The sequence below is a fragment of the Streptomyces sp. NPDC001002 genome (assembly GCF_053599215.1).
Genome location: NZ_JBSFLV010000058.1, coordinates 44,012 through 58,550 on the forward strand (window position 1 = coordinate 44,012; position 14,539 = coordinate 58,550).

Annotated in this window: 18 protein-coding genes; 10 read left to right on the forward strand and 8 right to left on the reverse strand. The window is 71.5% G+C overall.

All coding sequences use genetic code 11. The features are described 5' to 3' along the window. The first annotated feature begins 17 nt into the window (after nt 1-17). The 5 genes from ACWDR3_RS25445 (at nt 18) to ACWDR3_RS25465 (ending at nt 3,464) form a co-directional block, all read left to right on the forward strand. The gene (locus ACWDR3_RS25445) at nt 18-827 is read left to right on the forward strand and encodes an alpha/beta fold hydrolase (RefSeq protein WP_450354863.1); all 810 of its coding nucleotides are present in this window, start codon (nt 18-20) and stop codon (nt 825-827) included. Further along, a complete protein-coding gene (locus ACWDR3_RS25450) occupies nt 827-2,086 on the forward strand; it encodes a PP2C family protein-serine/threonine phosphatase (RefSeq protein WP_450354864.1) in 1,260 nt (419 codons plus the stop codon). The genes ACWDR3_RS25445 and ACWDR3_RS25450 overlap by 1 nt, the downstream gene beginning before the upstream one ends. After that, nucleotides 2,083-2,442, forward strand: a complete 360-nt coding sequence (locus ACWDR3_RS25455) for an STAS domain-containing protein (protein ID WP_450354865.1) — start codon at nt 2,083-2,085, stop codon at nt 2,440-2,442. The genes ACWDR3_RS25450 and ACWDR3_RS25455 overlap by 4 nt, the downstream gene beginning before the upstream one ends. 284 nt (nt 2,443-2,726) lie before the next feature. Then, entirely contained in the window at nt 2,727-3,293 is a 567-nt protein-coding gene (locus ACWDR3_RS25460; protein ID WP_450354866.1) for a type 1 glutamine amidotransferase domain-containing protein, read from the forward strand. Between the two features lie 42 nt (nt 3,294-3,335). Beyond that, complete coding sequence (locus tag ACWDR3_RS25465; RefSeq protein WP_401726555.1) at nt 3,336-3,464, forward strand: LPFR motif small protein; 129 nt, start codon at nt 3,336-3,338, stop codon at nt 3,462-3,464. A gap of 30 nt (nt 3,465-3,494) precedes the next feature. Here the strand turns inward: ACWDR3_RS25465 and ACWDR3_RS25470 are convergent, their stop codons facing one another. Beyond that, complete coding sequence (locus tag ACWDR3_RS25470) at nt 3,495-4,166, reverse strand: alpha/beta hydrolase (protein ID WP_450354867.1); 672 nt, start codon at nt 4,164-4,166, stop codon at nt 3,495-3,497. Between the two features lie 226 nt (nt 4,167-4,392). Between ACWDR3_RS25470 and ACWDR3_RS25475 the strand changes: the two genes are divergently transcribed. Together ACWDR3_RS25475 and ACWDR3_RS25480 are read left to right on the forward strand one after the other, a co-directional pair. Further along, complete coding sequence (locus ACWDR3_RS25475) at nt 4,393-4,977, forward strand: sigma-70 family RNA polymerase sigma factor (protein ID WP_450354868.1); 585 nt, start codon at nt 4,393-4,395, stop codon at nt 4,975-4,977. Next, nucleotides 4,974-5,726, forward strand: a complete 753-nt coding sequence (locus ACWDR3_RS25480; protein WP_450354869.1) for an anti-sigma factor — start codon at nt 4,974-4,976, stop codon at nt 5,724-5,726. Before ACWDR3_RS25475 ends, ACWDR3_RS25480 begins: the two co-directional genes overlap by 4 nt. Before the next feature lie 60 nt (nt 5,727-5,786). Here the strand turns inward: ACWDR3_RS25480 and ACWDR3_RS25485 are convergent, their stop codons facing one another. From ACWDR3_RS25485 to ACWDR3_RS25500, 4 genes are read right to left on the reverse strand one after another with little or no spacing between them, the layout of a single operon-like run. Beyond that, nucleotides 5,787-6,584 (reverse strand): DUF1295 domain-containing protein, encoded by a 798-nt coding sequence (locus tag ACWDR3_RS25485; protein WP_450354871.1) that lies wholly within the window; start codon nt 6,582-6,584, stop codon nt 5,787-5,789. Beyond that, nucleotides 6,581-7,879: a class I SAM-dependent methyltransferase gene (locus ACWDR3_RS25490; RefSeq protein ID WP_450354873.1), complete on the reverse strand. Its 1,299-nt coding sequence runs from the start codon at nt 7,877-7,879 to the stop codon at nt 6,581-6,583. Before ACWDR3_RS25490 ends, ACWDR3_RS25485 begins: the two co-directional genes overlap by 4 nt. After that, nucleotides 7,876-8,607, reverse strand: coding sequence for a DUF1365 domain-containing protein (locus tag ACWDR3_RS25495; RefSeq protein WP_450354875.1), 732 nt, complete (start codon nt 8,605-8,607; stop codon nt 7,876-7,878). The genes ACWDR3_RS25490 and ACWDR3_RS25495 overlap by 4 nt, the downstream gene beginning before the upstream one ends. Next, nucleotides 8,604-9,878: an NAD(P)/FAD-dependent oxidoreductase gene (locus ACWDR3_RS25500; protein ID WP_450354888.1), complete on the reverse strand. Its 1,275-nt coding sequence runs from the start codon at nt 9,876-9,878 to the stop codon at nt 8,604-8,606. Before ACWDR3_RS25500 ends, ACWDR3_RS25495 begins: the two co-directional genes overlap by 4 nt. Between ACWDR3_RS25500 and ACWDR3_RS25505 the strand changes: the two genes are divergently transcribed. Further along, complete coding sequence (locus ACWDR3_RS25505; protein WP_450354889.1) at nt 9,864-10,139, forward strand: hypothetical protein; 276 nt, start codon at nt 9,864-9,866, stop codon at nt 10,137-10,139. The two genes, ACWDR3_RS25500 and ACWDR3_RS25505, sit on opposite strands and share 15 nt — an antisense overlap. Before the next feature lie 219 nt (nt 10,140-10,358). On the opposite strand, the gene ACWDR3_RS25510 is transcribed toward ACWDR3_RS25505, so the two are convergent. The 3 genes from ACWDR3_RS25510 to ACWDR3_RS25520 are packed head-to-tail and all read right to left on the reverse strand — an operon-like array spanning nt 10,359 to nt 11,913. Continuing rightward, nucleotides 10,359-10,706, reverse strand: a complete 348-nt coding sequence (locus ACWDR3_RS25510; protein WP_450354876.1) for a hypothetical protein — start codon at nt 10,704-10,706, stop codon at nt 10,359-10,361. Beyond that, a complete protein-coding gene (locus ACWDR3_RS25515) occupies nt 10,703-11,332 on the reverse strand; it encodes an Asp23/Gls24 family envelope stress response protein (RefSeq protein ID WP_450354878.1) in 630 nt (209 codons plus the stop codon). The genes ACWDR3_RS25510 and ACWDR3_RS25515 overlap by 4 nt, the downstream gene beginning before the upstream one ends. Beyond that, nucleotides 11,329-11,913 (reverse strand): RNA polymerase sigma factor, encoded by a 585-nt coding sequence (locus tag ACWDR3_RS25520; protein WP_450354879.1) that lies wholly within the window; start codon nt 11,911-11,913, stop codon nt 11,329-11,331. Before ACWDR3_RS25520 ends, ACWDR3_RS25515 begins: the two co-directional genes overlap by 4 nt. 294 nt (nt 11,914-12,207) lie before the next feature. On the opposite strand from ACWDR3_RS25520, the gene ACWDR3_RS25525 reads away from it, so the two are divergent. Together ACWDR3_RS25525 and ACWDR3_RS25530 are read left to right on the forward strand one after the other, a co-directional pair. Beyond that, on the forward strand, nt 12,208-13,824 hold the full coding sequence (locus ACWDR3_RS25525; RefSeq protein WP_450354880.1) for a molybdopterin-dependent oxidoreductase: 1,617 nt from the start codon (nt 12,208-12,210) through the stop codon (nt 13,822-13,824). Nucleotides 13,825-13,927: 103 nt separating this feature from the next. Next, the coding region (locus tag ACWDR3_RS25530; protein WP_450354881.1) for a fasciclin domain-containing protein at nt 13,928-14,539 on the forward strand (612 nt) is incomplete at its 3' end.

Genomic DNA, 14,539 nt, shown 5'->3' on the forward strand with positions numbered 1-14,539 from the left:
CTGCGAGGATGTGCCGCATGGATGTGCGCGGCAGGAACCATGTGACCGTGACCGGCGCGGTCGGCGGGCCGGTGGTGATGCTGGCGCACGGCTTCGGATGCGACCAGAACATGTGGCGGCTGGTCGTACCGACGCTGGAGAAGGACTTCACCGTGGTCCTCTTCGACCACGTGGGGTCGGGGAAGTCGGACCCGACGGCGTGGACCCGGGAGCGCTATTCGACGTTGGACGGGTACGCCGACGACGTGCTGGAGCTGTGCCGCGAACTCGCCCTCGGTCCGGTCACGTTCGTGGGGCATTCGGTGAGCGCGATGATGGGCGTGCTGGCCGCCGCGCGGGAGCCCGCGGCGTTCGCCGGTCTGGTGCTGCTGGCTCCCTCACCGTGTTTCGTGGACGACCCGGACACCGGTTACCGGGGCGGGTTCAGCGCCGAGGACATCGACGAGCTGCTGGAGTCGCTGGACGCCAACTATCTGGGCTGGTCGGGCGCCATGGCTCCGGTGATCATGGGCAACCCGGAGCGGCCAGAGCTGGGTGAGGAGCTGACCAACAGCTTCTGCCGTACCGACCCGGAGATCGCCCGGGTCTTCGCCCGGGTGACGTTCCTGTCCGACAACCGCCGGGACCTGGCCCGGGTGAGCGTGCCCACGCTGGTCGCCCAGTGCTCCCGCGACGCGATCGCGCCGCCCGAGGTGGGCGCGTTCGTGCACGCGCAGATTCCGGGCAGCCGGCTGGTCACGCTGAACGCGACGGGACACTGCCCCCAGCTCGCCGCTCCGGAGGAGACCGCCGCGGCGATCGCCGCGTTCGCCGGAGCGGGCGGGTGATGGGCGGGACCAGCGACGCGGAAGAGGGCAGCCCGAGCGAACACCGCGGACCGCGGGACGAACAGGCGCAGTTCTCCGCGCTCCTGGAGGACAGCGCCGAGGACCTGTACGAACACGCGCCCTGCGGCTATCTCTCCACGCTGCTGGACGGCCGGATCGCGAAGGTCAACGCCACCCTGCTGGACTGGCTCGGCCACGAACGCGACGACCTGGTGGGCCGCAGGCACTTCTCCGACCTGCTGACCGTCGGCGGCCGGCTCTACCACGAGACCCACTACGCCCCGCTGCTCATGATGCAGGGCGAGGTCAGCGGCATCGCCCTCGAACTCAAGGCCGCCGACGGCTCGCGGCTGCCGGTCCTGGTCACCTCGACGGTCAAGACGGGCAGCGACGGACAGCCGCTCCTGATCCGCACCACCCTCTTCGACGCCCGCGAGCGCCGCGCCTACGAGACCGAACTGCTGCGCGCCCGCAAGGAAGCCGACCTGGAGCGCGACCGTCTCAAGCGCCTCAACGCCACCCTGCAGAAGACGCTGCTGCCGCCCACGCTGGCGAATGTTCCGGGCCTGGACGTGGCCGCGTACTACCACATCGCGTCCGTCGACGAGGTGGGCGGCGACTTCTACGACCTGTTCCCCCTCGCCGACGGCACCTGGGGTCTCTTCCTCGGCGATGTCTGCGGCAAGGGCGCAGCCGCCGCGGCCCTCACCTCCCTGGCCCGCTACACGCTGCGGGCCGCCGCGGTCTACGACCCCGACCCGGCCACCGTCCTGGCCAACCTCAACACGGTCCTGAACCACGAGTACAACGGGAACGACCCACGCTTCTGCACGGTCGTCTTCGGCCTCCTCACCCCTGACGGGGACGGTTTCCGCATCACGCTGGCCAGCGGCGGACATCCGCCGGCCCTGCTGATGCGGGCGGACGGCACCGCCGATCAACTGCCCACCCCCGGTGGACAGTTGATCGGTGTCCTGCCCGACGCCCACATCGCCACCACCACCGTGCGGCTCGCCCCCGGCGACACCCTGCTCCTGCACACCGACGGATTGACCGAGGCCCACACCGCCACGGACGGCGAGGACCGGTACGGCGACGAAGCGCTCCTCGACTTCTGCCGCGCCCTGGCCCCCACCACCGCGTCGGACACCACGGACGCGGTCCGCGGCCTGCTCGACACCTTCGGCACCGGCGTGGACGACGACACCGCAGTCCTGGCCGTCCACGTGCCCCACTCCACCAGTCAGGAGCAGCAGTGACCGAGGACCTGACTCTCCTCACCCGCGCCACCACCGCCGGGGCGGTCATCGAACTGACCGGGGACCTGGACCATCACACCGCGCCCGAGGTCCGCGCCGCGCTGGCCGAACTCGACCTGCGTCCGGGCCAGCAGCTCGTCCTCGACCTCGCAGGCATCAGGTTCTGCGACTCCACCGGCATCACCATGCTGATCGCCGCCCGCAATCACGCCCTGGCGGCCGACGCGGCCATCGCGCTGGCCGCGGTCCCCGAACGCGTGAGCCGCATCTTCCGCAACGTCGGCCTGGACCAGGTCTTCACCACCCACCCCACCGCCCAGGCCGCCGAAACCGCCTGGCGCCCCCCGACTACCTGACCGTCGACCCCGGCGCCGACCTTGTCGCGTGCCCGCCGGGCCGAGCGGGCGTAGGACGAGATTCCGCGGGCACCTGGACTGCGTTGGTGGGGAGCGGCGCAACGCCTGGGGAGGTCGAGCGCCGCCTCCCTGCCGGATGTCGTGAGGCCGGGGCAGGAGCGTGGCCGGCCTCCTTCTCGATCCACCCGGCGAACCGAGCCCGGAGTAATGACTCGCGCAGTTCTGAGCACTCGGGGGTGGGGAGACACGTCCCCACGACGATCCGCGAAGAAAGGCGCACCATCATGGCTGACAAGCCCCTCAACGGCCACCGCGTACTGGCGCTCGTCACCAACTACGGGGTCGAGCAGGACGAACTGCTGGTCCCGCTCAGGCGACTGCGGCAGGACGGCGCGGACGTCACCGTCGCCGCCGCGACAGCGGACCCGGTGCAGACGCTGGTGGGAGACAAGGACCCCGGCGAGACCGTGCGACCGGATGCCACCTTCGACGTGGTGGATCCCGGCGATCACCAGCTCCTGCTGCTCCCCGGCGGCACCCTCAACGCCGACCAGCTCCGCCTGGAGGACAAGGCCCTCACGATCGTGAAGGCGTTCGCCACGTCGGGACGCCCGATCGCCGCCATCTGCCACGGCCCCTGGGCCCTGGTGGAAGCCGACGTCGTCCGGGGCAGGACCCTGACCTCCTACGCCTCGCTGCGCACCGACATCCGCAACGCCGGAGCCGCGTCCTGGGTCGACGAACCCGTGGTCAGCGACACCTCGGGCGACTTCACCCTGGTCACCTCCCGCACACCCAAGGACCTCGACGCCTTCCTCGACGCGATCGACAAGGCCCTCGTCGGATCCTGACCCATTCGCGAAAAATTCGAAGATCCAAAGATGGGACTCTCCATGTTCAAGGCCATAGCCGACGTACTGCGCTCGATCGGCGGCGCGATCGCCACCGTCGTCACCCTGCCCTTCCGCGCCCTCGCCCGGCTCTTCGGCGGGGCCTCCGACAGCGCGCACGGCCGCCACTGAGAACGCCGATGCGCGCAGGCGGGGTGCGGTTCAGACGGCATCGCCGGCCGCCAGGAAGGCGACGACGGCCGAGGCGGCTCTGCGGTGCCAGTCGCCGCTGTGGCGGAGCATGGCGTGGTCGCCGCCCGGCATCAGGACGACATCGGCGCGGGCGGCCTGCGCGCGGGCGCGTTTCACGAAGGACTCCGATGCCCGGGGGTCGGTGACCCGGTCGCGGTCGCCGTGGAGGACGACGACGTCCTTGTCCAGCAGGTGGGCCACCGGCTCGCCGTCGGGGCACCACGGCGCCAGGGCCAGGACGGCACGCACCTGGGGCGCGGCCGCGGCTCGCAGGGCCGCCCGGCCGCCCATCGAGTGGCCCACGAGAACGGTCGGGAGGTCGCCGTGGTCTCGGGAGAGCTCCGCCAGCGCGCGCCGGGTGTCGTGCAGGGGATCGGCGTCGGCGCCGTTCCAGCCGCGCACGCGATAGCGGACCTCACCGAGCAGCACGTCGTCGGGTGCCGCCGCGGCGACCGCCCGCAGGAAGGGCCGCATCCGTACGGCCGCCGGGTGCCAGGGGCGCGAGGGCGCGCGGCTGTCCTCCTTGCCGCCGTGCAGGAACAGCACCGCGGCCCGGGGCGCGGGCGGGACGCGGCGCGTCACCAGCGCCGGCGCGGACGCTCCCGCCGCCTCGCCGACGGATGCGTGCTCGTGCCCTGCCATCTGTGCTCCTCGTCGCCCTGTGCTCGCGTCGCCGGGATCACCGGCCCCATCGGTGATTCGTCACCGCGCGGGCGACGGCTTGGCCGATCGTGGGACGTATTGTCCGTTCTCCGCCCCTCTGCCCGCGCCGTCCGGCGCCACCTGCGATTTCATCACCGCATGGCCAATCCGCGGGCTCCGCGGCTTCGGATTACGCCCGGAAATGTCTCTACCACGGAGGACCCCCGTGAAAGAAGCCGTGCATATCGGCAGAAATCCATCGACGGAGCCGGATCTGCAGGAGCTGGTGGGCCGCGTGGCACTGGGAGACGAACGGGCGTTCGCTTCTGTGTACGACACCGTCGCGAGCCCGGTCCTCGGTGTCGTACGGGCCGTGCTGCGCGATCAGGCACAGTCCGAGGAGGTGACCCAGGAGGTCCTCGTGGAGGTGTGGCGCACCGCTCCGCGCTACCGTCAGGACCGCGGGACGGCCATCAACTGGATCCTCACCCTCGCCCACCGCCGCGCCGTCGACCGGGTCCGCTCGGTGGAGGCCGCGGCCGCCAGGGACCACAAGGCCGCGCTGCTGGACCGGACGCCCGAGTACGACGAGGTGACCGAGCAGGTGGAGGCCCGGCTGGAGCGGGAGCAGGTGCGCCGCTGTCTGCGCACGCTGACCGAGATCCAGCGGCAGTCCGTCACCCTCGCCTACTACCGCGGGCTCACCTACCGCCAGGTCGCGGAAGCCCTCGCGGTTCCGCTGGGCACCGTCAAGACCCGACTGCGCGACGGTCTCATCCGGCTGCGCGACTGCCTGGGGGTGACCGCGTGATCACCGCCGATCTGCACCGGATGACCGGCGCCTACGCCCTGCACGCCCTGCCCGACGACGAACGCGAAGCCTTCGAGCGACACCTCACGGACTGCGAACCGTGCACCCAGGAGACCGCCGAACTGACCGCCACCGCGGCCCGCCTCGGCCTCGCCGTCTCCGCCGCGCCCCGCCGGGAGATGCGCCAGGAGGTGCTGCAGAGGATCACCGGCGTCCGGCAGGAATCCCCCGGCGGACCGGCACCGGCCCGTTCCGTCCGTACGGTCCTGAGCGCACGGCTGCTGTCCAGGTGGGCGCTGGCCGCATGCCTCGCCGGAGCCGCCGCGCTCGGCGGAACGGCGGTGTGGCAGCACCAACGGGCAGAGGACGCCTCGAACCAGGCGCGCCGGGCCGAACAGCGCACGGACGAGATCGCCGCCGTACTGGCCGCGCCCGACGCCAGGACCCGGGCCGCGGCGCTGGGTGGCGGCGCGACCGGAAGTGTCGTGGTCTCCCGCGATCAGGACAAGGCCGTGTTCGTCGTCTCCAAGATGGCGCATCCGGCCGCCGGCAAGGTGTACCAACTGTGGTTCGACGACGGCGGCACCATGCGGTCCGCCGGTCTGATGGACCCCGGCCGCAGCGACCAGGCCGTCCTCATGCGGGGTTCCGTGGACGGAGCCTCCGGCATGGGCGTCACCGTCGAACCCGCGGGCGGCTCGAAGCAGCCCACGACCACGCCGGTCGCCCTGCTGGCATTCCCCACTTGAGGAACAGCACGACGACCGGCGTGAGAAGACCTGGTCCCGTCCCCTCGGCGGGACCAGGCGTCATTTGGGCGGCCGCGGAAAGAAGCCGCTGGTACGGGCCATGTACTCGGCGAATCCCGGGCGTTCGGCCATGTGCCGCTCCAACAGGCGCTTCCCGCTGCCCCAGATGAGCAGATAGCTCATCACCAGCGGCGACACGACCGTCGCGACGGCGGCCCCGGCCGAATCGCAGGCGATCAGATACAGCCCCCACCAGACGCAGAAGTCACCGAAGTAGTTGGGGTGCCGGGTCCAACTCCACAGCCCCGCGTCCATGATCCGGCCACGGTGGGCCGAATCCCTTTTGAACCAGGCGAGTTGGGCGTCCCCGACGGCTTCGAAGCCCACCCCGAACACCACCAGGACCGCACCGGCCACGGCGAACCCCGTCACCGGACCGGACACGTACTGCGCGGCCTGGACCGGCAACGACACCAGCCACACCAACGCGCCCTGGAGGAGATAGACCATGCGCAGCGCGTACAGGTTCCGGCTGCCCGGAGCCTTGCCCAACAGCTGCTCGTAACGCGGGTCCTCCCCGTGCCCGCGCCCCCGCCGGGCGATGTGCAGCGCCAGCCGCAGTCCCCACAGCGCCGTCAGTACGGTGACCAGGTACCGGCGACCCGGATCCCCGCTGCCCGCCGAGGCCACGCAACTCACCACGGCGACCGCGGTGAAGGCGACTCCCCAGGCGACGTCGACGATCCGATGCACACCACGGCGTACGGCGACCGCGAACGTGACCAGCATGACCGCGAGCGAGGCCGCCGCGGCCCAACCGAGATTGGCCGCGAAGGCACTCCAGTCGAGGCCGCTCACAGCCGGTCCAGCCCTGCGAGGTTCTCCTTGGTGAGCAGGTACTGCTGAACGTCGAGGTATCCGGCGCGGAAGCCCGCTTCGGAGTAGGCGAGGTAGAGGGTCCACATGCGGCGGAAGACCTCGTCGAAGCCGAGGGCCGCGACCTCGTCGGCGCGTTCGGTGAAGCGTTCGCGCCACAGTCGCAGGGTCTCGGCGTAGTGCGCGCCGTAGCCGTCCCTGCGGGCGATCCGCAGGTCCGTGTGGTCGCGCACGGTCTCGGCCACCGCCTCGACCGAGGGCAGCAGACCGCCGGGGAAGATGTACTTCTGGATCCAGGTGAAGGTGTTCCTGCTGGCCAGCATCCGCTCGTGCGGCATGGTGATGGCCTGGAGGACCGCGCGGCCTCCGGGTGCCAGACGGGCGTCGAGGGTGCGGAAGTACTCGGGCCAGTATTCGGCGCCGACCGCCTCGACCATCTCCACGCTGACGACGGCGTCGTACGTGCCGCCGGCCTCGCGGTAGTCGCACAGGTCGATGCGGACGCGGTCGGAGAGGCCGGCCTCGGCGACTCGCCGCAGGGCGAGTTCGCGCTGTTCGTGGGAGAGGGTGAGCGAGGTGACGCGGGCCCCGCGCGCGGCGGCGCGGAGGGCGAGCTCGCCCCATCCGGTGCCGATCTCCAGGAGTCGGGTGCCCTCGCCGACGTCGGCAAGGTCCAACAGGCGGTCGATCTTGCGGTGTTGGGCGGCGGCGAGCAGGGACCGGTCGGCGGGGAGAGCACGGAAGAGGGCGGCGGAGTAGGTGAGGGTGTCGTCGAGGAAGAGGGCGAAGAGGTCGTTGGACAGGTCGTAGTGGCGGCTGATGTTGGCGCGGGCGCCGTCGGGTGTGTTGCGCTGGGCGTGCGGTCGGCGCAACGCCCATAGCCCGCGCAGTCGTTGGAGCGGGGCCGGGATCAGCTCGGCCGCGTTGGCGGCGAGCACGGTCAGAACGGCCACCAGGTCGGGGGCGTCCCACTCCCCCGCCATGTAGGACTCACCGAAGCCGATCAGTCCCTGTCCGCCGATACGGCGGTGGAACGCCTTCGAGTCGTGGATGTCCAGCACCGGACCGCCCAGGCCTGCCGTGGTGCCGTCGGCGAACCGCACGCGCAGCGGCAGGCGTTCGAAGGTGCGGCGCAGTACGGTCGCGGTGACGGTGGTGGTGACGGCCGAGGCCTTCGCGGGTGCGGCCACGTCGGGCCAGCGCACGGCATCGACACCGGCGGTCGGGGACGGCGGGGCCAACTGCCGTGCGGTGGAACGGGATTCGGCGGTCCTCATGCTGCGTTCTCCGGGTCATGGTGGGCGGGACGGGGTTGGACGGGCAGTCGGCGCAGGTAGAGACGGATGCCGTGGAGGCGGATGGCGGCGGACACCGCGAGGGTCGACCACGGGTGGCGCAGGGCCAGCCGCAGCAGTGCGCCGGGGGTGACGTCGTGGCGCGTGCCCCGGACGGTCGCGGTGAAGGGCCGTCCACCCGCGCGCTCCAACTGCACGGTGACATCGAGCTGTTCACGGGGACCTGGCAGCCGCATGCGGTAGCGGCCGTCGACGGGGAAGAACGGCGAGACGTAGAACTCCTTGTCGACGCGCGCCGATCCGGTCTCGTCCGGGAACAGCAGATAGCTGTGCCGCTCGCCGTAGGTGTTGTGGACCTCGGCGACCACGCAGCGCGGGGAGCCGTCGCGGTCGTGGCACCAGTAGAGGGTCAACGGATTGAACACGTACCCGAACACTCGCGCATGGGTCAGCATCACGACCGGCCCGCCCGCCAGGTCCACACCGTGCGCGGCGAGGAAGGCGTCAAGCCCGGCACGGACGGACACGTGATCCCCGCGGAAGTGGTCGCGCGGATCGAAGCGCGCCAACGGCCACAGCACGCGCGGGAGTTCGGGTGGATGGTCGGGGTCGATCAGCCACATGTACGTGCGATGGCGCACCGCGTGCCGGACGGGCGAGGTCCGTACGTGACTGACCGCGCAGCGATAGAGGGCCGGTTCAACCGTCACCAGCGCACCCCCAGGGCCGCGGCGGCCATGGCTCCGGAACGGCAGCCGTCCTCGTGGAAACCCCAGCCGTGGTAGGCGCCGGCATAGACGGTCACGGCGCTGTTCAGCTCATGCAGCCGTCGCTGTGCGGCGACCGACTCCGGCGTGTAGACGGGGTGTTCGTACGTCATCCGCGCCAGCACCCGCCGCGGGTCCACCCGGTCCTCGCCGTTCAACGTGACGACGTATCTCTCGGGTGCGTCGAGGCACTGGAGCCGGTTCATGTCGTAACTGACCCGCACCTGACCGGAGTCGGCGGCGCAGGTCGGCATGAGGTAGTTCCACGAGGCACGGGCGCCCCGGGCTCGGGGCAGCAGGCCCGGGTCGGTGTGCAGGAGCGTGGTGTTGCGGGAGTAGCGGAAGGCGCCGAGGACCTCTTTCTCCAACGGGGTGGCGTCCGCGAGCAGTTGGAGCGCCTGGTCCGGGTGGGTGGCGACGACCACGGAGTCGTACGACCGTGTGGTGCCGTCGTGCGTGACGACCTCGACGCCGTCGGACGTACGGCGAAGAGCGCGGACCGGGGCTGCGAGGCGCACCGAGTCCAGGCGCTCGGCGACGCGGTCGACGTACGAACGTGAGCCGCCGGTGACGGTGCGCCAGGTCGGTGCGCCGGTCACCGCGAGCATTCCGTGGTGCTCCAGGAAGCGGAACAGGTAGACGGCCGGGTAGCGCTGGGCGGTGACGGCGTCGCAGGACCACACCGCCGACACGAGCGGGGTCATGAAGTGGGCGCGGAAATAGGCGGAACAGCCCTCCCGGTCGAGGAACTCGCCCAGGGTGAGGGTGCTTTCGGGCTCGCGTGCCAGGGTGCGGCGCGCCGCGCGGTGGAAGCGGGGCACCTCGGTGAGCATGCGCAGATAGGCGCCGCGCAGTGCGGTGCGCGGCGAGGCGAACAGGCCGGCGAGTCCGCGCGCTCCGGCGTACTCCAGGCCGCACCCCTCGCACCGCACCGACATGCTCATCTCCGACTCCTGCGTGGCGACGCCGAGTTCGTCGAAGAGGCGCAGCAGGTGCGGGTAGGTGCGGCGGTTGTGCACGATGAAGCCCGAGTCGACGCGGCGGGACACCCCGTCGGTGCCCGTCAGTTCGTGGGTGTGGGCATGCCCGCCGAGCCGGTCGTCGGCCTCGTACAAGGTGACGTGGTGGACGCGGCTCAGCACATACGCGGCGGTCAGCCCGGCCACGCCGGAGCCCACGACGGCCGTACGCCGCCGCGCGTGCTCCGCAGCAATCCCGGCTGCATCTTGCGGGCCGCGCTCCGCATCCCTGGCCGCCCGCTGCAGCCCTCGCGCCGTGCCATTCCCGGCCGCCTTCAGCAGCCCGCGCTCCGCACCATCGCCGGTCGCCCCCTGCAGCCTGCGCTCCGCATCATCCGCGGCCGCCTCCTGCGGCCCGCGCGGCGCACCTCCCTCGGCCGCTTCCTGCCGCCCGCGCGACACGCCTCCCCGGACCGCTTCCTGCCGCCCGTGCGGCCCGCTCCCCGGCGCGCGTGACATCGGTTCTCCTCCCGGTCGCGAACTCTGATCTCGCGCGTAATCCGAGGCCGGGGAGGGCGCGGATTGGCCGGGGGCGGATCTTCTTGAGATCCGGGCGGGAGGTCGGTTCAGATCCGGGCAGGACGTCGGTTGCGATCCGGGCGGGAGGTCGGTTCACATCCGGGCAGGACGCCGGGGCGGTACCTCGTCGAGATACCGCCCCGCCCGGCGGCGAGGTCAGACCAGGCCGGTGACGGTCACGGTGACCTGCGCCGACGTCGTGTCCGCGGGGAACAGCTGCGCCACGCGTTCCTCGACGGTGCTCCGGGCGGCGCGGGCGACGTCCACGCTGCGCACGTGCCGGAGTGCGACCAGGCGGATCTCGACGCGCCATACCTCCGCGCCGTCGGGCCTGCTCACCCGCACCCCGGACGGCGGCGCGGACCGCGTGCTCCCGTCCGTCCGGGACAGGGTGGAGCGAAGCCTCCCGGTGAGCCCCGGCCGGAGAAAGGCCACACCCGGGACGGCCTCGACGGCCCGGGCGATCTCCTCGGCGAGCGTGGCGTGTGCGGTGTGCTGGGTCATCGGGCACGGCCTTCCTGGCTGTCGGCCGGGGTGTCGAGGAGGTCGGTGACACGGATGTCCACGGCCGCTGTGGGCATGCCCAGCTCACGGTCCGCCGCGTCCCGCACCCGTCCGCGCACCTGCTCGGCGAGCTCGGGGAGGTAGGCGTCGACCGGGGCGTGGATGTCGAGGCGGACCTCGACCACCGCACCGACCTCGACAGTGCCGCCTTCGACCACGGGCAGCAGCCGGCAGGAGCCCGCCCGGACGCCGGGCACGCTCTCGGCCGCGGCGCGCAGGCTTCGAGCAGCGACCGCTTCCATGATCCAGAGATCCTCGCCGGGCTCCCCAAGCGGCAACGGCCGGCCGGGGCGCAGTTCGAGGCGTACGACGTCCATGACCCGCCGCGTCAGCGAGGTCACCTCGGAGGCGGACGGCTCCGCGGAGTCGTCGCGCAGATCTCGTACGGCCGTTTCCAACTGGTCGAGATCCTGTACGGCTTCTTGGCAGTGCGGGCAGGTCAGCAGGTGCGGGTCGTCCGTCTGCCGCTCCCAGTCGTCCCAGACCTGGGAGAGCAGCCGTCCGCAGGCCAGCCGCTCGTCCTCGCTGCCGGGTCCGTGGTCGGTCGGGTCGGTGTGGGCGGTCATCGCCAGGCCCCCATTGCTTGTGTCAGGCAGCGGCGTGCGCGGAAGACGCGGGCGCGGACGGCGTCTTGGCTGATGCCGACCACCTCCGCGATGTGTTCGTAGGACTGGCCGTCCAATTCTCTCAACACCCAACAGGCGCGCTGTTCGGCGGACAACAGATCGAGGGCCTCGCGCAGTTCACGGACCGCGTCTCGGCCCTCGGTGATCCGGGCCGGAGAGGTGGCGTGCTCGGCCGCGGGCAGGTCGGCTGCCGCGTCCAGCGGTGCCACGGGTCTGCGGGCCCGCAGCACGTTCAGACAGCGGTTGGTGACGATGCGGTACATCCACGTGCCGAAGGAGGAGTGCCCGTGGAACTCCGGCAGTCTCCGCCAGGCGCTGAGGAAGGCGTCCTGCACGGCGTCCTCGGCCTCGGGACGGGTGTCCAGCAGGCGGGTGGCCAGCCGGATCAGCATCGGCGCGTGGCGCTGGACGAGCACGGCGAAGGCGTCCTCGTCCCCTTCCGCGGCCCGGACCGCCAGCAGGGCGTCGTCCGTCTCGCCCCCGGTGTCCGGTGGTGCGGTCTGTGTGTGGGCGCCCGCCACTGGGCGGCTCCTCTCGTCCGGTCTCTGAAGGGTTGGACACCGCTGCGCCGTGCCTGTGACGCACCACTGACGCACCACTTTTTGAAGCGGGCACCGTACTCATGCCCCTCGACCGGCAGAAGCACCGCCTCGATTTCCTGAGCGAAATCCGGGTTTCCGCTCGCTCAGTCAAGCGAGTCGAATCCGAGGCCGCCTTTATCCGTAGCCGGAGGAGGCGCGGATTGGTCCGGAAAAAAGGTTCGCTCGATCGGGAGATCGACCAATCCATCGGGCTTTCCGAACCGGATTCCCACCGTGACCGACCACGAGCAGCACATTCGACAGCGCCTCGGCTGGACGCGCCTCTCCCTTGGCGCGGTCAGCGGTGTGCTGGCCGGGTTCGCCTCGCTCGCCGTCGCTGAGCTGGTGTCGGCGGCCGTACGACCGCAGGCCGGTCCGGTCGTGGCGGTCGGAGGCGCGGCGATCGACCGGACACCGGCGGCCGTGAAGGACTGGGCGATCCGGCATTTCGGCACCAATGACAAGCTGTTTCTCCAGCTCGGAATTCTCGCGGTACTGGCTCTTTTCGCGCTGTTCCTGGGATGTGTCGCCCTGCGATTTCGGCGCGTCGGGGCCGCCGGTGTCCTGCTTTTCGGGGCCGTCGGAGCGGTCGCGGCAACCAGCCGCCCGGATTCGACCGGCCTCGCCGACGCGCTGCCCTCCGTGACGGGCGCCTTGGTGGGAGCGGCGGTGCTCTACGTCCTGGTGGGCCGCCTGGTCCGCCGGGACCCCGCGTCCGAATCCGCCGCCGGCATGGACGAGACTCCACCTCCCGGCACCGGCTGGGACCGCCGTGGCTTCGTGCTCGCGGCGACCGCGGCCGCGGCAGCCTCCGCCGGGGCGGGCGCGCTGGGCCGGACCCTGAACGGTTCGAGCGGCCGGGACGCGGTCGCCTCACGCAACAACCTCACGCTGCCCCGCCCCGCATCCGCCGCCCCCGCCGTACCCAAGGGCGCTCAGCTGCGGATCCCCGGGGTCAGTCCCTTCACCACACCGAACGGCGATTTCTACCGCGTCGACACCGCCCTGGTGGTCCCCAAGGTCGATGCCACGACCTGGCGGCTGCGCATCCACGGCACGGGCGTACGCCGTCCGCTCACGCTCTCCTTCGACGATCTGCTGCGGCGCGAACTGATCGAGCGGGACATCACGCTCACCTGCGTGTCGAACGGGGTCGGCGGCCCGTACGTCGGCAACGCCCGCTGGATCGGCGTACGCCTGGCGGATCTGCTGGCCGAGTGCGGCGTGCGGCGACCCTCCGAGGGCGGTCCGGCCGACCAGTTGGTGGCCCGCTCGGTGGACGGCATGACGATCGGGAGCCCGGTCGAGGACGTCCTGGACGGCCGTGACGCGCTGCTCGCCATCGGCATGAACGGCGAACCGCTGCCCTTCGCGCACGGCTTCCCGGTCCGCATGGTGGTGCCCGGCCTGTACGGCTTCGTCTCCGCCTGCAAGTGGATCAAGGACATCGAGCTCACCACGTTCGACTCCTACGACCCCTACTGGGTCAAGCGCGGCTGGGCGCGGAAGGCGCCGATCAAGACCGAGTCGCGCATCGACACCCCGAAGCCGTTCGCCCGGCCCAGGACCGGCACCGTCATGGTCGCCGGGGTCGCCTGGGCCCAGCACCGCGGCATCGACAAGGTCGAGGTCCGCGTGGACGACGGCCCCTGGCAGCGGGCCCGCCTCGCCGCCGAGGACACCCGCGACACCTGGCGCCAGTGGTCCCTGCCCTGGCAGGCCACCAAGGGCGGCCACACCCTCACCGTGCGCGCCACCGACCGGACCGGCGAGCTCCAGACGGAGAAACGCGCGCACACCATCCCCGACGGCGCGAGCGGCTGGCACTCCGTGGTCGTCACCGTCGACTGACCCCCGAGCCGCCTTCCCCAACCCCCATGTGAGGGCAGCTCAGGCTGCCCCGAGCAACCCTCAACCCACGCTCGATCAACCCTCGATCAACAGGAGAAACGCCATGAACACACGTATCCGCCGTACCGCCGTCGTCCTCGCCGCCGCGGCCGTCCTCCCGTTCGCGCTCAGCGCCTGCGGCGACAACGGCAGCGACTCCGACTCCGCGAAGTCCGACACCTCCAGCAAGGCATCCGCGTCCGCATCCGCCCCCGACGACGACATGGCCGGCGCCGGCGCGACGATGTCCGACCAACCCTTCGGTACGGCCTGTTCGGGCGTCCCGAAGAGCGGTGCGGGTTCCTTCGACGGCATGGCCAAGGACCCGGTCGCCACCGCCGCCTCCAACAACCCGGCTCTGTCCACCCTGGTCGCCGCGGTCAAGAAGGCCGGCCTGGTCGACACGCTCAACAACGCGCAGAACATCACCGTGTTCGCGCCCACCAACGACGCCTTCGCCAAGATCCCGAAGGCGACGCTGGACAAGGTCCTGGCCGACAAGGCCCAGCTGACGAAGATCCTCACGTACCACGTCGTCGGCCAGAAGCTCGCCCCCGCCGACCTGGAGAAGGGCTCCTTCGACACCCTGGAGAAGGCCAAGGTCACCACGGCCGCACGGGGCGTGCGGCACTGCGGGCAGAGCTCCGGCTCGGCGCGGTCCGGCACGGCGGACAGG